Here is a 23,956-nt window from a genome sequence, read left to right as displayed (position 1 = left end):
GGGTTATGCCCCGCTTCCAGTTGAGTTGGCGCGCACCAGAATCCAAATCAGGAAGGGTGCACCGAATGCGCCGGTGATAACGCCCACCGGCAGCGACAGGTCCGCGAACAAGTTCGCGGCAAAGAAATTGGCGATGGTCACCAGCGTGGCACCGGTTAGGCCGGCCAGCAGGATGTTGATCGGTCCGCGGGTCAGCGCGGCGGTAATCGGGCCGGCCAGGAAGGCGACGAACGCCATCGGCCCGGTGACGGCGATCGGCAGGGCGCCCATGGCCACGGCCACGAAGACCAGCAGGGCACGGGCCCAGCCGACATGCAGGCCCAGGGCCGCCGCGGCGTCCTCGCCCAGCTCCAGCATCTTCAGCTGGCGCAGCACCAGCGGCAGCAGCAAGATGCCGATGGCGCCGAGGGAGACCAGCAGCAGCAGCGCGTTCTCCCAGTTGCTGCTGGCCAGTGAACCGGTCAACCAGTGCATGACATCGCTGGCGGTGTTCACCTGCGCCTGGGTGAGCAGGTACTGAATCAGCGCCTGCAGCATTGCGCCGATGGCCAAGCCGGCCAGGATCAGCCGGGACCCGGTGCGCTTGCCCGCGGCCGAGAGCCAATAGATCAGCGCGGCGACCAGCAGCCCGCCGGCCAGCGAGAAGGCGTTGAGCTTCCAGTCGGTGTAGCCGAGGATGATCATGGCGAAGACGGCGGCCGCCGAGGCGCCGTAGCCCACGCCGATCACGTCGGGGCTGGCCAGCGGGTTGCCCAGCCAGCGCTGGAACAGCGCACCGGAAATGCCCAGGCCAGCACCGGCGAGCACGCCCACGGCGATGCGCGGCAGGCGGTCGGACATGATGATGAAGCTGGTGCCCGGCACCTTCTCGCCGCCAAGCACCTGGAACACCTCGGCCGCCGGAAGTCGGTCCCGTCCCCAGAACAGGTAGGCGGCGATGGTGAGCACCAGCGCCACGACCATCCACAGGGCGGTGCGGCGCACGCGGGAGCGGCGCCGGGCCGCCAGCGTCGTGCCGGACTGGGCGGCAGCCGGCGGCTTCGCCGGCACGTCCGCTTCCCCGGTACTGGTCGGCTGGGCCATGGTGGTTGCTTCCATTTCGCTCGTGCTCACAGGCTCACCGACTTCATGCCGCTGCGCATCATGATGATGAAGATCGGTCCGCCGAGCATGGCGCACATGACGCCTACCTGGATCTCGCTGGGCGGGGCGATGACCCGTCCCACCGTATCAGCGACCAGCAGCAGGATCGGTCCGGCGACCAGGCATGCCGGCATCAGCCAGCGGTAGTCGGAACCGACCAGCAGGCGCACCGCATGCGGGATCATCAGGCCGACGAAGGCGATCGGCCCCGCCACAGCGGTAGCTGTGCCGGCGAGAATGACCACGCCGATGGAGCCGATCAGCCGGGCGCGGTTCAGGTTGAAGCCCAGGGCGATCGCGGTGTCATCGCCCATGGACACCGCGTTGGAGACCCTGGCGGTGGACAGCACGATCAGCGCGCCGGCGGCTACCACCGGAATGGCGCCGAGGAAGGTGTCGATGCCGCTGCTGGACAGCGTGCCCACCTGCCACATGCGGAAGCGGTCCACGGTGGCATCGGAAATCATCAGGATCGCATTGGTGATCGCGCCGACGCCCACCGCCATGGCGGCGCCGCCCAAAGCCAGCTTGATCGGGGTGGCGCCGTCGCGGCCCACATTCGCCACGAGGTAGACCAGCGCCATCACCCCGGCGGCGCCAGCGAAGGCGGCGACCATGATTCCGCCCAGCGAGCTGACACCGAGGAAGGCGATCGCCAGCACCACTGCCATGGAGGATCCGGCGTTCAGTCCGAGGATGCCGGTATCGGCCAGCGGGTTGCGGGTCAGCCCCTGCAGGCCGGCCCCGGCCAAGCCCAGGGCGGCGCCAACCACGATGGCCCCGACGGTGCGGGCGAAGCGCGAGGCGACCACGCCCTGGTCTCCATTGGACGGGTCGAAATTCCAGATGGCATCGATGACGGTGCCGATCGAGACGCTGCGCGCACCGAGCAGCAGCGAGGCGAACAGCGCAAGTGCGAGCAGCGCGATCAGCAGCAGCACGGCGCCGAGCTTCCGGGTGGTTTTCGCCGGCCCGGTCCCCGGTGATTGGCGCGTCACGCTTTCAGTCGCGGTCATTGGTTCCTACACTCATTGCTATGGCTCTTCTTCCCTTGCCCACTATTATCGCCCCGGGGATCGGCGTGCTGTGCGCGCCGAATCCTTCTGAAATGACTTTGGACGGGACTAATTCGTATCTGCTGTTCGACCCGGCTGCGGGCGAACTCGCGCCGGGAACACCGGTGGTGCTGATCGACCCGGGCCCCGAGCTCGAAGAGCATCTGCAGGCCTTGGAGGTGTTCGACATCCAGCTGGTGCTCATTACCCATCGGCATGCCGATCACACCGGAGGCATCGATGCGCTTTACCGGATGGCCGGTGCGCCGGTGCGTGCCAAGCTCCCCGAGTACTGCCGGGATGCGCCGGTCCTCGCCGATGGCGAGGTGATCCATGCGGCCGGGGCCAGCATCCAGGTGCTCTCCACCCCGGGACACACCTCGGACTCGGTGTGCTTCATCCGCCAGGGCGACCGCGCCCACCTGTTCACCGGGGATACGGTGCTGGGCCGCGGCACCACCATCCTGGAGCATCCCGATGGCACTCTGGCCGATTACCTGGATTCCCTGCAGCGTCTGCTGGCGCTGCCCGATATGGCATTGCATCCGGCGCACGGCGAACAGCATGAGTCCTCGCATCCGCTGCTGCAGATGTACATCGAGCACCGCCAGTCCCGGCTGGACCAGGTGCGTGCGGCGCTGCGGAAACTCGGCAAGGCCGGGGCCGACACGCAGCCAGCAGAATTGCTGGAGCACGTCTACCCCGACCTCGATGCGCGCCTGGTGGGCGCGGCTACCCATTCCCTGGAAGCGCAATTGCACTATCTGTCAGTGAATCCCTAGCCCGAAGCTACTTCGCAGCAGCCGCGTTTTCGGCAGCCTTCACGATGCCTGGAACCACGTTCTCCAGTGCCCATTCGATGGACAGCGGCGATGCCGCGGAGATGGCCAGGGTTGCCTCGTCGGTGCCTGGCAGTGCCACTGCATCGTTCTTCGCGGCAGGGATCTGGGCGTACAGCGGCTGGCCCTTGATGATGTCGTCCATGGTGTTGCCCGCAACTGCCGAGGCGAAGACGATGTCCGAATCCCACTCGTTGACCTTTTCAGGGGAAACGGTGAAGAAGAAGGTGTCCTTGGCGGCGTTCTCCTGCACGTACTCGGCCTGGGTCATGCCCAGCGCGCTCAGGAAGCGCGGGCGGGTGTCGCCCTCGGAGTAGACGTAGGCGGTGTCCGGAGCGGACAGGTCGGCGGCGATGAAGGTGGTGTCCTTCAGCACTAGGTTGTCTTCGCCGACCTTGGCCAGCTTGCCTTCGATCTCTTCGATCAGGGCGTCGGCTTCTTCTTCCTTGCCCAGCATCTGGCCGGCAGCTTCGGTAACCTGCTCCCAGCTGGTCAGGTAGTTCGGCTCAATCGGGCCAACCACCGGAGCAATTTCCTGCAGCTTCTCGTACTGCTCCTTCTTCAGGCCCGAGTATGGGGCGAAGATGACATCCGGCTTGCTGGCGGCGATGCCGGTGTAGTCGATGTCGTCGCCCACCTTGTACTGCACGGGAGCGTTCTCGGAGCCGATGGCGGCGCCCTGCTCTTGAAGCGCGGCGTCCTTCCACGCGGTGGAGTTGTTCTCGTTCATGCCGTAGGTGTCGGTGTCCATGCCTACCGGCACGGTATCCAGTGCCAGCAGGGTGTCGGCGTTGACCCACGAGATGGTCGCAATGCGTTCTGGGACTTCTTCGATGGTGGTCTCGCCATAGATGTTCTCGATGGTGACCGGGGTGAAGTCTTCTGCAGCCTTGGCAGAGGTGTCAGCCGATGGATCCGCCGAGTTGCTCGACGCGCCGCAGGCGGTCAGACCAAGGGCGAGGATGACGGATGATGCGGCGAAAATTCCGGCGCGACGTGAAATGTTCATGGGTCGGTGATTCCAGACTATGCGAGGTACTGTAAGCGTATCGGTCAGCAAGGTTAGGCAAGCCTATCCGGACCGTATGCCACAATACGCGTTTTTATCGGCATTACGCAACACGAAACGTCTCTAATCACCGGCCCGGAAGTGACCCTAACCAAATCGGGCCATTATTTCGGTGTGCTGACCAGAGAATTTATTCTCTAGTTGCTAGCAACTTCTGCGGATCGGCAACCGAAATTGCCGTTCGCACCAGCAGCAATCCGAGCACGACACAGGCGATGACGGTGATAACTGTCAGCGGCTGGAGCAGGACGGCGGCCCCGGCCAGGGGCAGCACGAGGATTGTGGAGGCGATGGCGAAACCGATCGAGGCAGTCAGCGCCGGGATCATGATCGACTTGGTGCGCGCGGCGTTCATCGTCGTGTAGGGCATGCCCAAGCGGTTCAGCCCGCGATACAGCGGGGCACGGTCCAAGGTGCTGGCGCTTTGCGAAATCGCTGCCGAGGCGGCCACGCAGATGAAGCTGATGGCAAGGGTCACCAGCACGCCGGTGACGATATCCGCCGGCACATGCTCCATCCAGGTGCCCTGGCCGAATTCATTGCCGGGCGATGCCATCAGGGCGGCACCGCTGCCGCCCACCACCGCGACGAAGGAAGCCATGGCCACCCCGGAGACCTGGCGCCAGGACTCGGCAGGGCTTTCCAGGATCATGCGGGCGGCCAGCAGCTCTTGCGCAGTTCCGGCCTTGCGCAGCTTGCCCTTGCCCACCTTGGCCACCAGGTACGGGCCGAGAAGGTTCATCACCAGCAATCCCAGGCCGAATCCGCCCGCTATCACTGCGATGATCGCGGCGATGGACTGCATGAACTGGCCCATATTCGAGAACAGCGCGTACAGCAGCAGGATGCCGCCGATACAGATCACCGCGCGCAGCCAGCTGGGGGTGGGCACCGTGCTGCGGGTTGCCACCGCCAGCGGGGTGATCACCAATTTGCGCAGGCCGGCAGCTGCACTGCCCGCCGAGAGGAGCACGATAGCGGCTACCGCTACCGCCAGCACCCACAGCGGCAAGTAGATGGCTGAGCCGATCGGCGCACCTTGGAACGGAATCAAGGAAGCCAACGGGGCTGCCAGGAAGTACAGTGCGATACCGGCGAGCGCACCGGCCAGTGCCGTGCCTGCTGCCTGGAGCACTGCCACGAGGCTGATCTGCGCACCGGTGGCGCCGAGCAAGCGCAAGGATGACAGGGCCCGGTCATTGGAGCGTGCGGAAAGCCGGGCCGCGGCCGAGCCGAGCACCAGCAGCGGGACCACCAGCAGCACCACGGCGAAGATGGCCAGTGGCAGATAGGTTCCCTGGGCTTCGAGCTCGAAGCTGGTGAAGGAGTAGGCACCGCCAAGCACGATCAGCAGGATCGCGCTGACCATGGCGTAGGCGCTGGCGGTCAGGATCTGCGGTGCCAGCCGGGATTTCGCCGGCCGGTCGAGCATCCATGAAAGGTGCAGGATATTCACTGCCGGACACCGTCCTTCGCGACGTTCGACGGGTGTAGGCTGTCGCTGGTCAGCTGGCCGTCCTGCAGCTGCACAATGCGGTCGCAGCGTGCGGCTACGTTGGGATCGTGGGTCACCATCACCAGTGATTTGCCGGCGCCGACGGTGCAGCGCAGCAAGGTATCGAGCACTTCGAATCCCGTGGTCGAGTCCAGGGCGCCGGTGGGTTCATCGGCGAAGACCACCATGGCCCCGGTGACCTGTGCGCGGGCTATGGCAACGCGTTGCTGCTGCCCGCCGGAGAGCTGGCCGATGCGGCGTTGCTCCATCCCCGCCAGGCCCAGTTCGGCCAACGCTGATCCGGCGCTGGCAATGGCGGCGTTGCGTGGCACCCCGTTGATCATCAGAGCCATGGCCACGTTCTCCTCGGCGGTCAGCTCGGGAATCAGCAATCCGGATTGGAAGACGAAGCCGAAGGATTCGCGGCGCAGCTTGGTGCGCGCCTTGTCCTTGAGCCCTTGGATATCCACCGGTGCCCGGCCCGGGAGGTTCAGCATGATGCTGCCGGCGTCTGGAAGTTCGATACCGGCCAGTGCCTGCAGCAGCGTGGATTTGCCGGACCCCGAGGGACCCATGATGGCCAGCGATTGGCCCAGTGCGATCTGCAGGTCGATGCCGTTCAGTGCGGTGGTGGAGCCGAAGCTGCGGTAGAGTCCGTGAGCGTCGAAAACGGGTGGATGGCCAAGGGAATTTTCAAGCATGACCCAATGTTTTCAATCATGGGTCCTCGCGCGCATCGGCGCAGGGGGCCAAGTAGCCTCCGGCCGGGCTCATCCCCCGGTAGTAGTTGCCGGCACCTTGTTCACAACTACAGCAGGAGCAGTCAGCGGCACATGAAGCTGGAATTGTATACGCAGCCATTTTGCGCGCCATGCGTCCGCACCCGGCAAACCGTGGCCCGAGTGCAGGAATTGCTGCCCGCGTTGGAGGTCGAAGAGATCAACGTCGTGGAGCAGGTGGCCCGTGGCAAGGAACTGGGAATCACCAGCACCCCGGTCATCCGGCTATTGCAGGACGGCACAGAGAAATTCCGTGCCAGTGAGACGCCGACTATCAATCAGCTGTTGACCGCTATCGCCGGAGCCAGCGACTAGTCTCACGCCGGCGGCGAGGCCAAGGTGCACGATTCTTGCCCCTTCATGGGGAAGAATAGATCAAGTGATTACTGTGCCCGGCGTCCACCATGAATGCTTCGAACGTGTTTTAGCTGACTCTTCCAACCGCATCGAGTGGCTGCGGGCACGAGCGCAGGGCATCACGGCAACGGACGTGGCCAAGCTGTCCACCGAGAAGTCCATCAAGAACGCCGCATGGGACAAGCTGTACGGCAATGGCTTCTCCGGCAATCCCTACACCGACCATGGACGCAAGCGCGAACCGGTCATTGCCGCCTGGGTCCAAGAGAATTTCAATATCTTCCCTTCCACCCAGCTCTTCCACTCGCAACAATCGAAACTGCATCTGGCAACTCCCGATGGCCTTGGCTTTGACGCTTCGGGGGTTCCGGTATTGGCTGAAATCAAGACCACCAATAAGCCGTTCAAGAAAATCCCGAAGAACTATCTGCGCCAGATCCTGTGGCAGCAGCACGTGATCGGTGCCGAACGCACGCTGTTCGTCTGGGAAGAACACGACAATTTCGTGCCGGTGCGCGCGGTTCCCGAATACCTCTGGGTGGAACGGGACGATGATTTGATCAGCGATCTGATTGGCAAGGCCGAGTCGCTGATCGACGCATTGCGCGAGGCGACGGCCCGCCAGGAGCGCTACAACGACTACGGACCTGCGGCGTTGCGGCTCTGATTTCACCGGGAAACGGAAATAGCCACTGAAACCAGTTCGAAGGACTGGAATCAGTGGCTATCTCTATGCCATCAGACTGGGTTGCTCGGGATCATCCGGGGATCTGGCAGGCAGTCAGGGTAGTTTTCCACCAGCTCGGCCAGCAGCTTCTCGCGCAGCATGTTGCGCAGGTTCCACAGGTCCCCGGCGTTGCGCGCAGATAAATAAATGGTCACTGTCTGCAAGCCATTTTGGGCATCCGTCACGAGTAGCTCATTATCCCGGCCGTCCCACCAGTCGGAGGACTCAAGCAGTTCGGTGCTGCGCTGGCGCAAGTAGGCAATCGGCGCATTGAGCTTCAGCTGCAGCGCAACATTTCCGGAAATCTCGGTGCTGCGCCGCGACCAGTTCTCGAACGGCGTGGTGGTGAAGTAGGTCGATGGCAGGATCATCCGGCGCCCATCGATCAGATGCACGACGACATAGGAGAGGGTGATTTCCTCGACGGTGCCGCGCTCCCCTTCGACCACCACCGTGTCATCCACGCGAATGGAGTCGGTAAACGCGACCTGCAAGCCGGCGAAGACGTTGGCCAAGGTTGATTGCACGGCCAAGCCGACAACCACAGATGCCAGACCGGCCGAAGCCAACAGGCCGGCGCCCAGCGCCCTGACCTGCTCGATTGTCAGCAGCACCGCGGCGACGGCAAGGATGCACAGCACCGCAATCAGCACGCGGCGCATCAGGCCGACCTGCGTCTGGACCTTGGCAAGCCTGCGTCCTGGGCCGAATCTCGACTCGAAGCGTGCCATCATGCCGGCTTCAATCACGCGCACCACCTTGATGATGAACCAGGTGAGGAAGAAAACCAGAACGATCAGGATGGCGAACTGCCAGGGGTTGTACCAGGGACGATCGCTATAGAAAACCGCGAAGGCCGACTTCGCGATGATCGATGTGACCATGCCGAAGAACGGGAATCTGGTGGCTTTCACATCGGCTTCATCCACGCCGATCCGGCGCAGCACGCGGCGTGCCACGCCGCTGAAAACGAATGCCAAGATTGCGGCTACGAGCGCACCAATCAGCAGGACAACCCAGAATTGCAACGATTCGGGGAGGAAGCTTGATGCGGTAATGACGTCCTCGACGGTTTCGTCTAGAGGTTCAACGGGGGTAGGAGACATGCTTTAAGCATGTCATATGGCGCTAAATAAATGCTGTGCGGAACCTTCGTCCCACCATATGGTTCGGGAGGTTTCCAGCACCATTGCAGAACCGTCTCAGTGTGGTTCCAATTCCTTTTTGCCCTTGTGCTTCACATGGTCCAGGCCTTTAGTAGATTCACTGGCAGTATGCTCTGCCAGCAGGCGCAAACCAAGAAAGACGGTGATCCCTATGCGCCACGGAAAAATTGGAATCGCGCTGGGCGCGGTGGCGGCGGCCTTGCTCGTGGTGACGCCGGCTTCCGCGGCGGCTCCGGCGCCGGCCGCGCAGGCATCCACTTCCTGTCCAACGGTCTATTGGGGTTCTTTGGCCAAAACCAGTTCCTTGTCCACGCATTCCACGGTTCAGGATCTGCGTACCGGACGCCATTTGTGTTTTGACCGGCTGGTCATTGATCTGGCAGGGCCGGCTGCCAGCTATTCAGCCAGGTATGTCAGCGAACTGACTGGAATCGGTTCCGGCCTGCCGGTGGCCACGACGGGCGGAGCCAACTTGGAAATCCTGGTGCAGGCGTCAACAGCCCCGGGGTTCAATCCCGGAGAGAAGGTGAAGAATCTGGGCTATACGACGTTCCGCCAGTTGGTCTGGCTGGGCAGCTTTGAAGGCCAGACCAAGGTGGGGATCTCCACCAGGGCCCGGCTTCCGATGCGCGTGTTCACCCTGGCTGGACCTGGCGACGGTTCACGCTTGGTCATCGATGTTGCGCACCATTGGTAAGGAAGGTTCGCTTGCATGATGCGTTCGCAACTTTTTGCGTGACGTACCACGTAACACCGGGTCAACCTGCTGGTTAATGTGCCACCATGCTAAGTATGTCGCGCACATTCTCTTATCAGCAGGTTGACGTCTTTGCACCCACTGCTTTCAACGGCAATGGCCTGGGAGTCGTGTTCAATGCTGACAGCCTGAGCGATGACCAGATGCAGCACTTTGCGCAGTGGATGAATCTTGCTGAAACCGTATTCTTCGTCGAACCGACCGACGAGGAAGCCGACTATGCCATCCGCATTTTTACCCCGAGCACCGAGCTTCCCTTTGCCGGCCATCCGACCCTTGGCGCTGCCCATGCCTGGTTGGAATCCGGTGGGGAAGCCGGACCGGCCGGCCATCTGATCCAGCAGTGCGGCGCCGGCTTGATCCCGGTGCGCGTGGAGCGCGAGAGCAGCGACCGGCACTCGCGGCGCTTGGCTTTCCTCGCTCCCCCGCTGACCCGCTCCGGTCCTTTGGAGCCGGATGTCCTGCAATGGGCGATTGCCGGTCTGGGCATTCGCGAGGAAGACGTGGTGGACCACCAGTGGCTGGTCAACGGCCCGCATCCTGCCGGCCTGGTGCTGCGTGACGCCGATATCGTGCTGGGTATCGAACCGGACTACGTGGCGCTCCAGGGGTTGGAAGTCGGCGTCATCGGCCCCTACACGGCCTCCAGCGTCTCGCAGAGCGTGTGGCAACCGCGCGGATCGGTCATCCCGCGGGTTTCCGGGACGCGTGAAGAACTGCGTCCCTTGGACTTTTCTGATTTCGAGCGTTCCGAGGAGCGTTTCCGCAATGTAGTGCTCCAGCCTCCCGCCGACTATGAGGTCCGTGCCTTCATCCCCGGCGAGGCCGTTCCTGAAGACCCAGCCACTGGTTCGCTGAACGCGGCGTTCGGCACCTGGCTGACGCAATCCGGGTATGCGCCGCAACGCTATACGGTACGCCAGGGCACCCGCCTGGGCCGTGAAGCAATCTTGCATATCGAAGCGACCGAACGTGGTGTTTGGGTCAGCGGTGATGTCGCCACCCGCATCTCCGGTGATGTGAGCTTCGACTGATTAACCTTCATAGGTTCGCTATCGGTTCCGCATCCGGCGAATAGGGAATAGCCTTGAGCGGTGCCTGATACTGCGAATCCCGAATCACACTTCGACAGAAAAGCCGCGTGGCGAGCCCTCTGGGCATTGGTCATCGGCTTCTTCATGATCCTGCTGGACACCACCATCGTGTCCACCGCGATGCCTGCCATCATGAAGTCGCTGGATGCCGACATCTCCAGCATCCTGTGGGTCAACAGCGCCTACCTGCTCACCTTCGCCGTGCCGCTGCTGGTCACCGGAAGGCTCGGCGACCGCTTTGGTCCGCGCAACATCTACCTCATCGGCATGGTGGTCTTCTCGCTGGCCTCGCTGTGGTGCGGCCTGTCCGATTCCCTCGGTTCGCTGGTGGCAGCACGCGCCGTCCAGGGCCTGGGCGCGTCGATGATTTCCCCGCAGGCCATGACGCTGATTACCCGGCTCTTCCCGTACCAGCACCGCGGCGCGGCCATGGGATTGTGGGGTGCGGTGGCGGGCATCGCCTCGCTGATTGGACCGATTGCCGGCGGCTTGCTGGTGGACTCCGTTGGTTGGGAGTGGATCTTCTTCATCAACCTGCCCATCGCGGTTCTCAGCCTGGCCATGGTCTTCAAGTTCGTTCCCGCGCTTGAAGCCCATGCGCATTCCTTCGACTGGTTCGGAGTCTTCCTCTCGGCGCTGGCCATGTTCTGCCTGGTCTTCGGCATCCAGGAAGGCGACGCCACCAACTGGGAAGCATTCATCGGCCCGCTGAATTCGTGGCATCTGATCATCATCGGCATTGTGCTGATGGGAGTCTTCGTCTGGTGGCAGTCGAAGACCAAGTCCGAGCCGCTGGTTCCGCTGCGCTTGTTCACGGTGCGCAATTTCTCGCTGGCCAATGTCGCGATCACGTTCATGGGCCTGACGATCGCGACCATCGCCCTGCCTATGGTGTTCTTCCTGCAGAACGTGCGCGGTCTGAGTCCGACCGAGTCCGCATTGATGATTTCCCCAATGGCCCTGGTGGCGATCTTCATCGCTCCGCAGCTGGGCAAGAAGGTCAATCAGCTCAGTCCGCGGATTCTGGCAGTGCCCGGGTTCTTCCTGTTTGGCGGTGCCACGGTGGCCTATGCCTTCCTGATGCACGCCGATATCCCGCTGTGGGCCCTGCTGATCCCTTCGGCGGTCCAAGGTGTCGGTTCAGCCATGATCTGGCCGTCCCTGTCGCTGGCGGCCACCAAGGACCTGACCGCGCGTGATGCCGGTGCCGGTTCGGGAATCTACAACACCACCCGGCAAATCGGTTCGGTCCTTGGGTCGGCGCTGATCGCGGTGATGATGGATGCCCGTGTTTCGGCGCAGATCGCGCAGGCGGACTCCAAGGATCCTGCGGTGATCATGGAAGCCATGTCGCTCGGCTTGGGGCAGGCGTTGATGCTGCCAGGCTTCATCGCCGTGGCCGCCGTGCTGGTTGTTGCGTTCCTCAGCGACGGCCAGAAGGCCCGGCGCTAGGCAACGCGTCAAAGGCAAACGCCTGATCCATGACGTGAATGTCGGTGGATCAGGCGCTTGCCTTATGGCCCTTAGACCTTGTCTTCAGGATCTTCTTCGTTGTCGCCGTGCTTGAACTCGTCGACCTTCTCGCCGATTTTCTCCTGGGCATCAGCTGCGAAGCTCTTGATGTTCTCGCTGGCGTCTCCGGCGAATTCCTTCGCGTTTTCGACTGCCTCGCCCAGCTTCTTCTTTGCATCATCTAAGAAACCCATTGGTTCTCCTCTTAGCTTGTGGTTCAAATATGGCCGCTGAAAACCGCAGTCTTCAAGATCAACTTAAGGCCAGCTGAGCGCTTTGCTCAAGCGTTTATTTCGCTTTCTTGATCTTCTTGGCTGCCTTACGGCCAAAGATCAAGGCCACAGCAATACCTGCCAGCCAGACATCCTTGGCCAGGGCGGTGCCGTCCGCGGTCGGACGGATGCCATCGGATTCCGTCATGCCCGGGGTGCGCAGGTAGGAAGCCAGCAGCACGCCGGAGAAGGCGCCCAGGCCCAAGCCCGCAAGACGCGATGGAATCAAGGGAAGCAGCAGGGCGCTGCCCAGCGAGATCTCGCTGATGGAGACAGCCTTACCGAAAACTGCTGGTTCCAGCTCGGCCAGCTGCGGCACGCCGTTGGCTGCCATCTGCTGCAGGCCTGCCGCGCTCGCTTCATCGATGCGCAACTTGTTGATGCCGCTGTTGAGAATGAACGCGCCACTGACCAAACGTAGCGCGGCGTTTGCAATCGAGATTCCCATGGGCCCTAACTTCTCTTTCTTTTAGTCCAGAAATGGCGATCTTCTATAGAACGCCCTGATGTTCAGCGTAGTCATGGGCGCAGTAGTTCACAATCATTTGGGCGGCGCGCAAAGCTGAACCCAAGAATCTCCCAGTTTGAATCATGCTAAATTCGTGAATCATGATCGCTTCTTCCGCAGTTCCCCCAGCAGCCTTAGATCTGCTCATTACCCAGGGCTTCGATGCCACCAGCGTCGACGAGCTGGCAGCTGCCGCCGGTATTTCCCGTTCCACCTTCTTCCGCCGTTTCGGTTCGAAAGAGAACATGGTCTTTGCCGACCAGGAAATGATCATTGCGCACGTCGAGACCACGCTGGCAGCCTCGTCGGTTGATGCGATCACTACGCTCATCGATGCAGCGCATGTAGTTTTCGACCAGTACACGGTCAATCCCGAAGGAGCAGCGCTGCGCCACAAGCTGCTCTCCTCGGTGCCATCGTTGCGCGAGCGCGAGCTGGTTTCCACCCACCGATACGAACGCGCTTTCTATGGATTCCTGAAGCGCCGCGACTTGGCGAAGACCGCATCGGAGAAGTCGCTGTGCCTAGGCGTCAGCGCCGGGCTGGTGGCCATCCATAATGACCATCTGCGCAGCTGGCTGAAGGATGCGCACAGCACTGACCGCACCAAGCTGGCCAACGACGTACGCCAGTTCCTGAACCGCTTCGCAGATCTGCTCGACCCGGACCAGAAGGCAACCCCTGCCAAGCCCGCAGCCCCCAGCGTGGTGGTCTCGGTGCTGGACGCCGCCGCCGAGGAGAAGGATATTCTCCAAGCGGTCTCCCGCGCACTTAAAGAGCACGGAAAGTAATCTGTCCCCACACCTTGAAACCTAGTTTCTTGACATGGCACTGCGTTCCACTAGTCTAGTGAGTGAAACTTTTTCACCCTAGCTATTAGGAGCACCCGAAATGTCCCAGCTGGAGACCGAATTCGAATTTCCCGCAGGCGTTGTCGAACCCGAATACGACTTGTGGTCGGAGGACGTCAACATCGACCCGACTGGAGTCTTTGCCGAAGTCGGCGAAGCGGACAATGCTTGGCGTGCCAAGGCCCGCAAGTTCATCCTCGATGAGGTCAAGCACGACATCCACGAGTACTGGGACAAGGCCGACTACCCGCTGCACCTGGTCAAGAAGCTAGGCGATGCAGATCTCCTGCGCGATGGCCTGAATCTCGAAGGCTACGAGGAAATGAGTCCGCTGGCTGCCGGCCTAGTCAACATGGAAATGGCCCGTGGCGACGGCTCCGTCTCCACTATTGTCGGCGTCCAGGGCGGCCTGGCCCTCCGCTCGGTGCTGTACTGCGGCAACGAAGAGCAGATCCAGAAGTACGCCATCCCCATGCTGCGTGGCGAGCTCCCAGGCTCCTTCGCCCTGACCGAGCCCACCCACGGTTCCGACTCGGTATCGCTGGAAACCCGCGCAACCAAGGTCGAGGGCGGCTACCGTCTGAGCGGCGAGAAGAAATGGATCGGCAACGGCTCCATCGGCGGCGTGAGCATCGTCTGGGCTCGTGATGACGAGGGCAAGGTCCGCGGCTTCATCGTCCACCAGGATGCCGAGGGCTACAAGGCCACCACCATCGAGAACAAGCTGTCCCTTCGCGCCATCTGGCAGGCGCATATCCGCATGGACAACGTCTTCGTTCCGGATGAGGATGTGATGCCGGAAGCCAAGAGCTTCAAGGACACCTCCCGTGTCCTCTTCGCCACCCGCCTGGGCGTCGCCTGGTCTGCCGTAGGCCACGCGACCGCATGCTACGAGTCGGCAGTGAACTATGCCAAGCAGCGCGTGCAGTTCGGCCGCCCGCTGGCTGCCAGCCAGATCGTCCAGGAACGGCTGGCGCGCATGCAGTCCGAGCTGGCCACCATCCAGGTTCTGGTGATGCAGGCGGCCAAGCGCGAAACCTCCGGTGAGCTGACCGGGCCGCAGGCTTCGCTGGCCAAGTACACCGCCACCCGCACCGCACGCTCCATCGCGGCGAATGCCCGCGACCTGCTCGGCGGCAACGGCATCCTGACCAGCAACCGCGTGGCCCGCCACTTCGCCGATGTGGAAGCGATCCACACCTATGAAGGCACCGAAACCGTGCAGGCTTTGATCATGGGCCGCGACATCACCGGCTTCTCCGCCTTCGCTTAGTACCAGGACGCAGGAAAGCACGCCGGGACCTGGCTCAATCTGAGCCGCGGTCCGGGCGTGCTTTTTCTATTGCTCGCCCAAGCGCTTCTTCGTCTTTGCGGTGGCCACGTGATCCCACGGATTCTCCGGCCAGGGATGCTTCGGGTAGCGCCCGCGCATTTCAGCACGCACCTGGGCATAGGGTCCATTGAAGAAACTCACCAAGTCATCGGTCACCGCCAGTGGCCTGCCACCCGGCGACAGCAGATGGAATTGCACCGGCATCTTGCCATTGACCAGGCGGGGCGAGTCCTCCAGCCCGAAGCATTCCTGCAGTTTCACCGCGACAACCGCAGGACCAGATTCACCGATCTCGGGGTAGGCCACAGAAATTCTCGATCCCGAAGGAACCTGGAGCCGCTCGGGCACCAGGGAATCGAAATCATGGGCATGCTCCCAGGGCAGCAATGTCCGCAATGCCGAATACAGGTCGACCTTGGCCGCATTCGTGCCGGAAGCAATCTTCCGCAGTACCGGCTGCAGCCAATGATCTGCAGCGTCAACCAGGCTCTGGTCGTCAACCCGGACAAAAGGTTCCCCGAGCAAACGGCGGGCCACTGCCATGCGCCGACGCAAGGCATCGAATTTCTCGTGGGTACCGAAGAAGCGCATGCCCTGCGTGGCAAGGGCGCTGGCCACAGCCTGCATCCCCAGTTCCTCGGTGGCCTTGATCGGATGGGCTGCAAGCTCGATCTCGCCGAAACTTTCGATCCGGCGGGCGGTGATCCTGCCGTCGGACATTTCTGCCACCTCACGCATCTGGTGCATCTGCGGCAGCAGGTCTATGGCCGTCTCCAAGTCAATGCCGATAGCCCGCCGGATCATGGCCTTGGATCCGGTGCGGGACACCTCGGCGACCGCGAGAAATTCTTCATGCATCAGCGCGCTGCCCCGAGGCAGCGTGGCCCGGGTTCCCGAGGCCAGGAGGTACTCGTCCGGCCCGGTCTTGCGGGCAATCCATTGCGGGTACGCCAACGCGCACACCCCTGCCAATGCCGTGGCTGCCGATCCAGCCTGCCTTCCGGTGCTCGGCCCCGCAGCTCCCACGAGCTTTTCCAGGCGCTGCGCTTCATGCTTCCAGGCGCGGTGCGCCGGATGCGAAATCCGGGCCACCGCGGCCAGCAGCTCGTTCAGGTCCGCGCTGGCGATGCGCTCGGAGCTGGCCAGCAAGGCAACAGCATCCGCAGCAGCCCGGGCACCGAAGATCCGGCTTCCCTCCAGCAGCGCGCGGGCGGCACGCGGGTCCGCTGGAATCTTCATCATCTGCTCGCCCAGCGAGGTGATCTGGCCTGCCTCATCCACCGCGTCCAGGTTGCGCAGGACCTGTTCGTCGCTGGCCATGGCGCCAGTCGGCGGAGCCTCCCACATGGCAAGCCCCTCGCCACGCGGGGTCCCCCACGCCGCCAGCGACAAGCCCGCGGCCACCAGATCTCCGGTTCGGATTTCCGGCGTGGAGTGCGCTGGTGCGGCGGCGAAGGATTTCGGATCCAGGGTGCGCACCACCTTGCCCGGCCCAAGGCGCCCTGCACGGCCCGCCCGCTGGGTGGCTGCGGAACGGCTGGCCACCACGGTCATCAACCCGGAGAAGCCGCGCGAGCTGTCTCGGCGCGGCTCGCGGGCGTAGCCGGTATCGATGACCAGGTGCACCCGCGGCACCGTGACCGATGATTCGGCAATGGAGGTGGAGACGATGATCCGCGGGTCGCTGCCGGGTTCCGGTTCGCCCAGGATCCGGTCCTGTTCCTTGGAAGAAATCTGCGAGTGCAAGGCAAAGACCGGCACGCCTGCGGCTGCGATCTGCGAGCAGACGCGTTCGACTTCCCGAACGCCGGGCACGAAGACCAGCGTGTCCACCGGGGTGTCGCTGGCCGCATTGGCTTCCGCCGCATGGCGTACCGCGACGGACGCTACATGGCGCAAGTAGTCGTCGTTCAGCCCGCGTTCGGTATTCCTGATCCCCGCGAAACTGTCGAAGGCTTCTTCCACCTCGAACTGGGCGGTCTGCGCGCTGAGCACCGGTGCTGCCGTATCGCGCACCATCAGCTCCGAAAGCTCGCTGGCATGCAAGGTAGCACTCATCACGATCAGCGAGAAGTCATCGCGCAATTCACTGACCTGGTTGACCATGGCCAGCAGCAAATCGGTATCAATCGACCGCTCATGGACCTCATCAATGATCACCGCACTGACACCGTCAAGATCCGGATCCGCCAGCAGCCGGCGCAGCATGAGGCCGGCTGTCACGAATTCCACGCGGGTCTGCGCCGACGCTTTGCGTTCCCCTCGCACGGCGAAGCCGACGCGCTGCCCTACCGCCGATCCATCCAGCTGGGCGAGGCGGCGGGCTGCCGCGCGGGCGGCGACACGGCGCGGCTGGGTCACGATGACCTTGCCGCCCAACCCGGCCTGATGCAGCGCGTTGGCTACCGTGGGCGGAACGATGGTCGTCTTGCCGGATCCCGGCGGAGCCTGGATCACCAGCGGCTGCGCGGGATTGGCCGCGATGGATGCGAAGAGCTCTTCCCTGCTGGGCCCGAAGGCCAGGCCGGAAGAGATCCGGTTCAGGTCGAAGGGGGCAAAACTCATGCCTGGCGACCTGACCAGAAGGACTTGATGGCGCTCACTACCGGTTCAATCGGGTACAGGGTGCTGCCGTGGGTCCGGCCTGGCAAGGCCACCATGCGCGCATTGGGCAAGGTGCGGACCATGATCTTGTTCTGGTCGAAGCGCGGCTGGTCCCTGGTGCCGATCAGCAGCAGGGTCGGGATCCTGATCTTCGCCAGCTCGGACACCTCGATGTTCTGCAGGGTCTCGGCAGCTTCGTAGTAGGCGGCCAGCGCCAGCGGGTCGTTGGACTTGAAGGCCAGTCGGGTGGCTGGATCCAGACGCCCATTCTTTTCCTGCCCGGTGACGAAACCTTCGATATCGCCGTTGCGGAGGACATCAAGGTAACCAGGAAAGAAGAGCTTCCCGATTTCGCCGGGGGTGATTTCATAGGTGCCGCCGAGCATGATCAGCGAAATCACCTGCTCGGGATGGTGCATGGCCATGTGCAGGCCGGTACGTGCGCCGAAGGAGTAGCCGACAATATGGATGCGTTCGATGCCCAGGTGGTCCATGACGGCGTGGATGTCGCTGACCACCTTGTCCATGGTGTAATCGGCTACGTCGTGGGATTTGGCTGATTTCCCATGTCCGCGCAGGTCCATGCGGATGGTGCGGTGGTTCTCGCCGAGCGCCTTGGTGTAGCCGAGCCCTCTCCAGATGGAGCGGGACAGGGCGGAGCCGTGGAGGAACAGAATCGGTTCCCCGGCGGCGCCGTCATCGTCAAAGAAGATTTCGGAACCGTCTGCGGGATTATTGATCATCGGCATGCCTCCGATTAAATCCTGTAGCGGCGGTGAAGTCGAAATCAGAGTTCCGTCCCGCCCTCGACAACCGCGTCGAATAGGTGAACACTGAAGACACAGGGTCAGGCCACCCGCTGGGGGTGGCCCACGGAAGTTGGGAGGAAGAGCATGCCTGAACAATCAGCTGCTGGGCAGCCCGATGGCGTTGAAGAGGAAAAGCTGCGGCTTGCCGAAGAGGAAAAGAAGCACCATGACGAGCACGATGAAGCGCTCGTCGAAGAGTGGGAAGACGAATCATTCCCCGCTTCGGATCCGCCCTCGAATTACTAGCAACAACTTTTCCTGAGAGACCGCACACGTAGTGTTCAGCTTTTTACAAGAATCAACTCCTAGTGTGGTTAATACCTTCTCAAGGTGCGAGTGATCTAGATGAACCGATCCGCACAGGCGTTACCTCCTTGGCCTGGCGGGTCGGTTCATCATTTAACGCGATCCGCTAATCCTTTACGCACACAGCGGATTTACCTGGGCTCTATTTGTTTAGTTCAGGCTCTGGCCTATTGTGGAAATTGACTTCACATCGATTTCCGCACGCCAGCGCTTGGCCTGGCAGAAAGGTGCCTCGTGGAATACGAACGCCTCCCGTCCATCCCTGAACTGCACCGCCCCTACACCGCTGCCGCAGACCGCTATGAGCATTTCGGCTACCGCCGCGTGGGCGAATCCGGCCTGCGCTTGCCGCCGCTGTCATTGGGACTGTGGTGGAACTTCGGCGACAACCGCCCCTTCGACACCCAGCGCGAGATCCTGCGCCATGCCTTCGACCACGGCATCAACCACTTCGACCTGGCCAACAACTACGGCCCTCCGGCAGGCTCAGCCGAAGAGAACTTCGGCCGCATGATGCTCAAGGACTTCAAGCCCTACCGCAACGAGCTGGTCATTTCGTCCAAGGCCGGCTACGACATGTGGCCAGGCCCGTACGGCACCTTCGGATCGCGCAAATACCTGCTGGCCTCCTGCGAGGCTTCGCTGAAGAAGATGAATCTGGACTACGTGGACATCTTCTATTCGCACCGTTTCGATCCGAAGACTCCCCTGCACGAAACCATCGGCGCGTTGGATGCCCTGGTTCGCCAAGGCAAGGCCACCTATGTGGGCATCTCCTCGTACTCGGCAGAACGCACTGCTGAAGCCGCCGCCATCGCCAAGGACCTGGGGACCCCTCTGGTCATCCACCAGCCGTCGTACAACATCCTGAACCCTTGGGTGGAGCACGGCCTGCTGCAGACCTTGGAAAAGGAACGCATGGGCACCATTGCCTTCACCCCGCTGGCCCAAGGCCTGCTCACCGACAAGTATCTGGAAACCACCGATGTGGTGCGCCAGGGAGGACGCCGCTCGCTCGAAGCCCAGCTGACCGATGAGAACCTCGCCAAGATCCGCAACCTGAACGAGGTCGCCAAGAAGCGCGGGCAGTCGCTGGCGCAGTTGGCCTTGGCTTGGCTGCTGCGCGATGGTGCGGCAACCTCGGTGTTGATTGGCGCTTCGTCCACCAGGCAGCTGGACGAGAACCTTGGTGCGCTGGAGAACCTCGACTTCTCCGAGGCTGAATTGGCCCAGATTGCCACGATTGCCCAGGGCGATGCAGGAATCGATTGGTGGCGAACTTCCGCTATCAGCTAGCGATCCACTGATCACAGCGTAATTATCTGTGCTCTCAAGCCGTGGTTTCCAAGACATGACCTGGAAACCACGGCTTTTTCGCTCGCTTCTGTCTGCATCTTTATCGCAAGCGAAGTTCCTGCTGTTCCTTGGTGGCTGAAACTTGTTTCTGCGGATAAGCTCGGAGTAGACGCAATATGAAGTGAATTACATTCATTTATTATGTGGAGTCCGCTAACGTTAGGGCCACGCGGCTTTCGCTGGCCACTTTTTGTGCAAACGACAGGAGCATTGATGAGCGCCCCAACCTACAAAGTCTTGAACCCGGCTACCGGTGAAGTTGTCGAGGAGTTCGACGCAGCAACCGACGAGCAAGTCGAGCAGGCATTGGCTGCAGCGCAGACCGCCTACGAATCATGGCAGGACGTCGACATCAACGAACGCGCCAAGATTGTCTCGAAGGTCGGAGCGCTCTTCGCCGAGCGCGCTGCCGAGCTCGGCAAGATCATGACCACCGAGATGGGCAAGCCGCTGTCCGAGGCCGTGGGCGAGGCAGAATTCTGCCAGGAGATCTTCGAGTACTTCGCCACCGAGGGCCCTGCATTGGCTGCGGACCAGGAGATCAAGTCCTTCTCCGGCGGCAAGGCCATCGTGCAGAAGCGCCCGGTGGGCCCATTGCTGGGCATCATGCCGTGGAACTTCCCGCTGTACCAGGTGGCCCGCTTCGCGGCGCCTAACCTGATGCTGGGCAACACCATCATCTTGAAGCATGCGGAGTCCTGCCCGCGCTCGGCTCTGGCCATCCAGGAAATCATGGATGAGGCCGGCGTGCCTGCAGGCGTCTACAACAACCTGTTCGCCACCCACGATCAGATCTCGACCATCATCGCTGATCCCCGCATCCAGGGCGTTTCGCTGACCGGTTCGGAACGCGCGGGCGCTATCATCGGCGAGCAGGCAGGCCGGAATCTGAAGAAGGCAGTGCTGGAGCTGGGCGGATCGGATCCATTCGTCGTGCTCGACTCCGACGACGTCGCCGGCATTGCCGAGACTGCGTGGGGCTTCCGCATCGACAACACCGGACAGGCTTGCAACTCGAACAAGCGCATGATCGTCATGGAGGACATCTTCGATGATTTCGTTGCCGAGCTGACCCAGCGTGCGTCGGGCTTGAAGGCCGGCGACCCGATGAAGGAAGAGGAAGGCACGTTCGCCCCGATGTCCTCGCGCAAGGCCGCCGAGGATCTGCACGCACAGGTGCAGGATGCGGTCTCCAAGGGCGCGACCCTGCATGCCGGCGGCGTGCTGCACGACGGCCCTTCCGCGTACTACTCCCCTGCGGTGCTGAGCGGCGTCACCAAGGACATGCGTGCCTACTACGAGGAGCTGTTCGGCCCGGTAGCCGTGGTCTACAAGGTATCCAGCGACGAGGAAGCCACCGAGCTGGCTAACGACACCATCTACGGATTGGGAGGTTCGGTGCACTCCACCGACGTCGAGCGCGCTTCCAAGGTGGCGCAGAAGCTGCAGTCCGGCATGACCAACGTGAACGCAGCCAGCGCCGAGGGTGCAGAAATGCCATTCGGCGGCGTGAAGCGTTCAGGCTTCGGCCGCGAACTTGGCCCGCTGGGCATGGACGAGTTCGTGAACAAGCGCCTGTTCTACGTAGGCGAGTAGTTATTCAGTCAGCGGCTATTGTTCGGCCTGACGAAATGCTTGAGGGCGAACCACTTGTTGTGGTTCGCCCTCAAGGCTTTATCAGGCACTATACGGTTGAGGAAGCCTTTTCGGCCTCTTCAATGACCTCGGGCTCGTCCGCATCTGACGTCGCGTCCGGTGTTTTCCTAGAACGGAAGACTTTACGCCATAGACCAGCCAGCCAAATTTGGATGGTCACCCAGGTAGCGCTTGACACTAGAACCGCATCAGCTGACGCCATGATTCCGGAGAAGAACGGAAGCCCCATGACAACGGCGATCCCGACATGCATGCCAAGAATCGTTACTAGTGCGATCCTCCGACTGATCTTGTGGAACAGCATGAAAGGGAATGCAATCTGGGCAATCACCGTCACATAGGTGATTAGAGCGACCACCCACGAGTTTGCCGTTATCAGTTCGCTAAGCCACGGGAAGACGCCGTATGCCTCCGAACTAACCGGGTAGTACATCGCGGTGCCATTTTGCCAAAGTTTTCCTTGGACCTTGTATAGACCGGCTTCCAGGTACACCAAGCAAAGCTGAGCGACAACCAGGCACAGGGCCAAGTTGTGCAGGACAGTGACAGCTTCAAATTCATTTCGGGTTTTACCTGAACGCTTAATCAGCCAAGAATCCACTGACCAATACTTGGAGAGATCAGCAAAGATCAAGTAGATCAGCATGATGCGGATGAAATAGTTTCCGCCGTCAGAAATCGGCGTGTTCTGAGCGTTGATAGCTGTGTAGAAAATGAAGAAAAGTGGCGTGATGATCCGAGTTCGCCATCCCACTACGAAAGCTATCGCTAAGAGAATTGCTACCACGTACCAGGCGATAAAGAACCCTAGGCCGGCATCACGCAGAATATCCAAGGGCCACTGATACCCAAGCACCGATCGATACGGTTCTAGGTAGGCAGAACCTGGTCCCCAGACTTTTGCCGCTACAGGAATATTGGCCAATAACCAGCCCAAGATGAAGAGACCTGATGCGATACGCATGACGGCAAGACCATAGGGTGCGTGCCGGGTCTCGCTAAACCAACGATAGGTCCAGTTCAAGGCATTGGGGACAAAATTTCTATTCTTGGATACCCACGTTCGAATCGACGGCGCAGTTGTCGCTTCTTGTCTCAGCTCCATACCGACACCGCCTCTTGACTAAATTCTTTAGTGTCCCGCCAACCGATGTAAGTTTCACGAGACTTGGTCGTTGCTCCATCGTCCCCGCGCTGGGCGAAAGGAATGACGGGCTCACGTCGAAGCTTGATCTCCACCATTGAAGCTCCACCCCATTGTTCGATGGCATAAAGCGAGGCAAACCCAATGGCAGTGTCTTCGATCCGTTTATAAGAACGAAGATTACTCAACTCCGACGCAGAATATTTCTCACGAGCCTTGGAAGAATCGAGTTCAACACCAAAGACTGGATTACCCAATACATACGGGTTGGCGATCAGATCACGGGAATCAGCGCTGAGTCGCGAGGCAGCACTCCACAATCTTCCGTGAATCGATTTGGACTGCTTGTATTCACGATTGGCAAACATGTTACCGGCACGGCTTGCCATTTCTTCAGCCGTAATGTCACGCCATTCAGAAAATTGTGCCCCCTTTTCGCTGCCCCCTGCGCAAATTTCAGCGCTGGAAAGGCAAGCACGCATCGTGAAGTATTCATCTTGCGAATAAGGGCCTGGCGCGAAAAGGCTCCATCCTTGATCGAGGGGACCAAGGAAATATCGATTCAATTCAGGTTGCAGTGACGATTTTATAGGTGTGGAAGGACCTGTAAATGCCAGGGTGGCACCAATGTGTCCCAACGCGGCCGCACCCGCAATTATGAGCGTCAAAACCGTGAACAGTTTTGGCTTCGTTTTTTGTTGCCTCATCAGGCTATTGTCTCCAAATTCTTCGACACCCGTGATTTGTTGCAAAGACTTACAGAAAGCGAAATGGGAGGGGCATCGTTTAGATGCCCCTCCTACTTCAGATTACTGCAGTTCGACTATGCTGAACGCTTTCGCGCGAACACAGTCGCACCGGCTCCGAGCAGTACAAGTGCCAGCGCACCTGCACTAATCCAAAGAGCTCCGGTAGAACCGGTATCTGCCAAGCGATCCTTCTTGGAATCGTCCTTCTGGGATCCATCGGAGTCATCCGACTTAGAGTCCGAGTTATCCGAGGTGTTCGCGTCGGTGTTCGCATCCGCGTTATCCGCAGTGTTCGCATCGGTGTTCGCATCCGCGTTATCCGCAGTGTTCGCATCGGTGTTCGCATCCGCGTTATCCGCAGTGTTCGCATCCGCG

24 protein-coding genes are annotated in these 23,956 nt (G+C 61.3%); 11 read left to right on the top strand and 13 right to left on the bottom strand.

The features are described from left to right. Positions 1–3 precede the first annotated feature (3 nt). Complete coding sequence (locus EKH49_RS13140) at positions 4–1,113, bottom strand: FecCD family ABC transporter permease (protein ID WP_236641158.1); 1,110 nt, start codon at positions 1,111–1,113, stop codon at positions 4–6. Beyond that, on the bottom strand, positions 1,110–2,159 hold the full coding sequence (locus tag EKH49_RS13135) for a FecCD family ABC transporter permease (protein ID WP_128471188.1): 1,050 nt from the start codon (positions 2,157–2,159) through the stop codon (positions 1,110–1,112). Before EKH49_RS13135 ends, EKH49_RS13140 begins: the two co-directional genes overlap by 4 nt. A gap of 20 nt (positions 2,160–2,179) precedes the next feature. On the opposite strand from EKH49_RS13135, the gene EKH49_RS13130 reads away from it, so the two are divergent. Next, a complete protein-coding gene (locus EKH49_RS13130) occupies positions 2,180–2,980 on the top strand; it encodes an MBL fold metallo-hydrolase (RefSeq protein ID WP_128471187.1) in 801 nt (266 codons plus the stop codon). 7 nt (positions 2,981–2,987) lie between these two features. On the opposite strand, the gene EKH49_RS13125 is transcribed toward EKH49_RS13130, so the two are convergent. The 3 genes from EKH49_RS13125 to EKH49_RS13115 all read right to left on the bottom strand — a co-directional run bounded on the left by EKH49_RS13125 (position 2,988) and on the right by EKH49_RS13115 (position 6,302). Beyond that, positions 2,988–4,046 (bottom strand): ABC transporter substrate-binding protein, encoded by a 1,059-nt coding sequence (locus tag EKH49_RS13125; RefSeq protein ID WP_128471186.1) that lies wholly within the window; start codon positions 4,044–4,046, stop codon positions 2,988–2,990. A 190-nt stretch (positions 4,047–4,236) separates the two neighbouring features. Further along, positions 4,237–5,562 (bottom strand): FtsX-like permease family protein, encoded by a 1,326-nt coding sequence (locus tag EKH49_RS13120; RefSeq protein ID WP_128471185.1) that lies wholly within the window; start codon positions 5,560–5,562, stop codon positions 4,237–4,239. Further along, positions 5,559–6,302, bottom strand: a complete 744-nt coding sequence (locus EKH49_RS13115; protein ID WP_128471184.1) for an ABC transporter ATP-binding protein — start codon at positions 6,300–6,302, stop codon at positions 5,559–5,561. Before EKH49_RS13115 ends, EKH49_RS13120 begins: the two co-directional genes overlap by 4 nt. Before the next feature lie 132 nt (positions 6,303–6,434). On the opposite strand from EKH49_RS13115, the gene EKH49_RS13110 reads away from it, so the two are divergent. Both EKH49_RS13110 and EKH49_RS13105 read left to right on the top strand, forming a co-directional pair. Next, the gene (locus EKH49_RS13110; protein ID WP_128471183.1) at positions 6,435–6,695 is read left to right on the top strand and encodes a glutaredoxin family protein; all 261 of its coding nucleotides are present in this window, start codon (positions 6,435–6,437) and stop codon (positions 6,693–6,695) included. A gap of 64 nt (positions 6,696–6,759) precedes the next feature. Then, a complete protein-coding gene (locus EKH49_RS13105; RefSeq protein WP_233125401.1) occupies positions 6,760–7,404 on the top strand; it encodes a YqaJ viral recombinase family protein in 645 nt (214 codons plus the stop codon). Positions 7,405–7,475: 71 nt separating this feature from the next. On the opposite strand, the gene EKH49_RS13100 is transcribed toward EKH49_RS13105, so the two are convergent. Then, positions 7,476–8,570 (bottom strand): mechanosensitive ion channel family protein, encoded by a 1,095-nt coding sequence (locus tag EKH49_RS13100; protein ID WP_128471182.1) that lies wholly within the window; start codon positions 8,568–8,570, stop codon positions 7,476–7,478. A 211-nt stretch (positions 8,571–8,781) separates the two neighbouring features. Between EKH49_RS13100 and EKH49_RS13095 the strand changes: the two genes are divergently transcribed. The 3 genes from EKH49_RS13095 (at position 8,782) to EKH49_RS13085 (ending at position 11,933) form a co-directional block, all read left to right on the top strand. Next, positions 8,782–9,327: an AMIN-like domain-containing (lipo)protein gene (locus EKH49_RS13095; protein ID WP_128471181.1), complete on the top strand. Its 546-nt coding sequence runs from the start codon at positions 8,782–8,784 to the stop codon at positions 9,325–9,327. Positions 9,328–9,422: 95 nt separating this feature from the next. Further along, the gene (locus EKH49_RS13090) at positions 9,423–10,421 is read left to right on the top strand and encodes a PhzF family phenazine biosynthesis protein (protein WP_236641157.1); all 999 of its coding nucleotides are present in this window, start codon (positions 9,423–9,425) and stop codon (positions 10,419–10,421) included. 60 nt (positions 10,422–10,481) lie between these two features. Beyond that, positions 10,482–11,933, top strand: coding sequence for a DHA2 family efflux MFS transporter permease subunit (locus EKH49_RS13085; protein WP_128471180.1), 1,452 nt, complete (start codon positions 10,482–10,484; stop codon positions 11,931–11,933). Positions 11,934–12,004: 71 nt separating this feature from the next. On the opposite strand, the gene EKH49_RS13080 is transcribed toward EKH49_RS13085, so the two are convergent. Continuing rightward, positions 12,005–12,187, bottom strand: coding sequence for a hypothetical protein (locus EKH49_RS13080; protein ID WP_066141310.1), 183 nt, complete (start codon positions 12,185–12,187; stop codon positions 12,005–12,007). A gap of 94 nt (positions 12,188–12,281) precedes the next feature. Further along, positions 12,282–12,713 carry a DoxX family membrane protein gene (locus tag EKH49_RS13075; RefSeq protein WP_100339263.1) on the bottom strand — a complete coding sequence of 144 codons (432 nt, stop codon included), beginning with the start codon at positions 12,711–12,713 and terminating at the stop codon, positions 12,282–12,284. 161 nt (positions 12,714–12,874) lie between these two features. On the opposite strand from EKH49_RS13075, the gene EKH49_RS13070 reads away from it, so the two are divergent. Then, on the top strand, positions 12,875–13,564 hold the full coding sequence (locus EKH49_RS13070) for a TetR/AcrR family transcriptional regulator (RefSeq protein ID WP_073707925.1): 690 nt from the start codon (positions 12,875–12,877) through the stop codon (positions 13,562–13,564). 100 nt (positions 13,565–13,664) lie between these two features. Continuing rightward, on the top strand, positions 13,665–14,897 hold the full coding sequence (locus tag EKH49_RS13065; RefSeq protein ID WP_128471179.1) for an acyl-CoA dehydrogenase family protein: 1,233 nt from the start codon (positions 13,665–13,667) through the stop codon (positions 14,895–14,897). 66 nt (positions 14,898–14,963) lie between these two features. Here EKH49_RS13065 and hrpB read toward each other — a convergent pair whose 3' ends face one another. Together hrpB and EKH49_RS13055 are read right to left on the bottom strand one after the other, a co-directional pair. Continuing rightward, on the bottom strand, positions 14,964–17,522 hold the full coding sequence (gene hrpB / locus EKH49_RS13060) for an ATP-dependent helicase HrpB (RefSeq protein WP_128471178.1): 2,559 nt from the start codon (positions 17,520–17,522) through the stop codon (positions 14,964–14,966). Continuing rightward, positions 17,519–18,310: an alpha/beta fold hydrolase gene (locus EKH49_RS13055; RefSeq protein WP_236641156.1), complete on the bottom strand. Its 792-nt coding sequence runs from the start codon at positions 18,308–18,310 to the stop codon at positions 17,519–17,521. Before EKH49_RS13055 ends, hrpB begins: the two co-directional genes overlap by 4 nt. Before the next feature lie 144 nt (positions 18,311–18,454). Between EKH49_RS13055 and EKH49_RS16725 the strand changes: the two genes are divergently transcribed. The 3 genes from EKH49_RS16725 to EKH49_RS13045 all read left to right on the top strand — a co-directional run bounded on the left by EKH49_RS16725 (position 18,455) and on the right by EKH49_RS13045 (position 21,628). Further along, positions 18,455–18,616, top strand: coding sequence for a hypothetical protein (locus tag EKH49_RS16725; RefSeq protein ID WP_162989337.1), 162 nt, complete (start codon positions 18,455–18,457; stop codon positions 18,614–18,616). Positions 18,617–18,910: 294 nt separating this feature from the next. Beyond that, positions 18,911–19,972: an L-glyceraldehyde 3-phosphate reductase gene (mgrA, locus tag EKH49_RS13050; protein ID WP_128471177.1), complete on the top strand. Its 1,062-nt coding sequence runs from the start codon at positions 18,911–18,913 to the stop codon at positions 19,970–19,972. 273 nt (positions 19,973–20,245) lie between these two features. Continuing rightward, positions 20,246–21,628 carry an NAD-dependent succinate-semialdehyde dehydrogenase gene (locus tag EKH49_RS13045; RefSeq protein WP_038993725.1) on the top strand — a complete coding sequence of 461 codons (1,383 nt, stop codon included), beginning with the start codon at positions 20,246–20,248 and terminating at the stop codon, positions 21,626–21,628. 88 nt (positions 21,629–21,716) lie between these two features. Here the strand turns inward: EKH49_RS13045 and EKH49_RS13040 are convergent, their stop codons facing one another. The 3 genes from EKH49_RS13040 to EKH49_RS13030 all read right to left on the bottom strand — a co-directional run. After that, on the bottom strand, positions 21,717–22,793 hold the full coding sequence (locus EKH49_RS13040) for an HTTM domain-containing protein (protein WP_128471176.1): 1,077 nt from the start codon (positions 22,791–22,793) through the stop codon (positions 21,717–21,719). Beyond that, complete coding sequence (locus EKH49_RS13035) at positions 22,784–23,584, bottom strand: DUF5819 family protein (RefSeq protein ID WP_128471175.1); 801 nt, start codon at positions 23,582–23,584, stop codon at positions 22,784–22,786. Before EKH49_RS13035 ends, EKH49_RS13040 begins: the two co-directional genes overlap by 10 nt. Positions 23,585–23,655: 71 nt before the next feature. Beyond that, positions 23,656–23,956: LPXTG cell wall anchor domain-containing protein (locus EKH49_RS13030; RefSeq protein WP_128471174.1), on the bottom strand; the 301-nt coding region annotated here is incomplete at its 5' end.

Origin of the sequence: Glutamicibacter sp. HZAU (genome assembly GCF_004100365.1) — a bacterium.
GTDB classification, from domain to species: Bacteria; Actinomycetota; Actinomycetes; order Actinomycetales; family Micrococcaceae; genus Glutamicibacter; species Glutamicibacter nicotianae.
The sequence above is the reverse complement of the archived record's forward strand: the minus strand, read 5'-3'. Positions and strand labels throughout refer to the sequence as shown.

Bases quoted from the DNA above. Each gene is read 5' to 3' on its own strand.
- EKH49_RS13135 (WP_128471188.1), bottom strand. From the start codon at position 2,159: ATGACCGCGACTGAAAGCGTGACGCGCCAATCACCGGGGACCGGGCCG.
- EKH49_RS13130 (WP_128471187.1), top strand. From the start codon at position 2,180: ATGGCTCTTCTTCCCTTGCCCACTATTATCGCCCCGGGGATCGGCGTG.
- EKH49_RS13125 (WP_128471186.1), bottom strand. From the start codon at position 4,046: ATGAACATTTCACGTCGCGCCGGAATTTTCGCCGCATCATCCGTCATC.
- EKH49_RS13115 (WP_128471184.1), bottom strand. From the start codon at position 6,302: ATGCTTGAAAATTCCCTTGGCCATCCACCCGTTTTCGACGCTCACGGA.
- EKH49_RS13110 (WP_128471183.1), top strand. From the start codon at position 6,435: ATGAAGCTGGAATTGTATACGCAGCCATTTTGCGCGCCATGCGTCCGC.
- EKH49_RS13100 (WP_128471182.1), bottom strand. From the start codon at position 8,570: ATGTCTCCTACCCCCGTTGAACCTCTAGACGAAACCGTCGAGGACGTC.
- EKH49_RS13095 (WP_128471181.1), top strand. From the start codon at position 8,782: ATGCGCCACGGAAAAATTGGAATCGCGCTGGGCGCGGTGGCGGCGGCC.
- EKH49_RS13090 (WP_236641157.1), top strand. From the start codon at position 9,423: ATGTCGCGCACATTCTCTTATCAGCAGGTTGACGTCTTTGCACCCACT.
- EKH49_RS13080 (WP_066141310.1), bottom strand. From the start codon at position 12,187: ATGGGTTTCTTAGATGATGCAAAGAAGAAGCTGGGCGAGGCAGTCGAA.
- EKH49_RS13075 (WP_100339263.1), bottom strand. From the start codon at position 12,713: ATGGGAATCTCGATTGCAAACGCCGCGCTACGTTTGGTCAGTGGCGCG.
- EKH49_RS13070 (WP_073707925.1), top strand. From the start codon at position 12,875: ATGATCGCTTCTTCCGCAGTTCCCCCAGCAGCCTTAGATCTGCTCATT.
- EKH49_RS13065 (WP_128471179.1), top strand. From the start codon at position 13,665: ATGTCCCAGCTGGAGACCGAATTCGAATTTCCCGCAGGCGTTGTCGAA.
- hrpB (WP_128471178.1), bottom strand. From the start codon at position 17,522: ATGAGTTTTGCCCCCTTCGACCTGAACCGGATCTCTTCCGGCCTGGCC.
- EKH49_RS13055 (WP_236641156.1), bottom strand. From the start codon at position 18,310: ATGCCGATGATCAATAATCCCGCAGACGGTTCCGAAATCTTCTTTGAC.
- EKH49_RS16725 (WP_162989337.1), top strand. From the start codon at position 18,455: ATGCCTGAACAATCAGCTGCTGGGCAGCCCGATGGCGTTGAAGAGGAA.
- EKH49_RS13045 (WP_038993725.1), top strand. From the start codon at position 20,246: ATGAGCGCCCCAACCTACAAAGTCTTGAACCCGGCTACCGGTGAAGTT.
- EKH49_RS13040 (WP_128471176.1), bottom strand. From the start codon at position 22,793: ATGGAGCTGAGACAAGAAGCGACAACTGCGCCGTCGATTCGAACGTGG.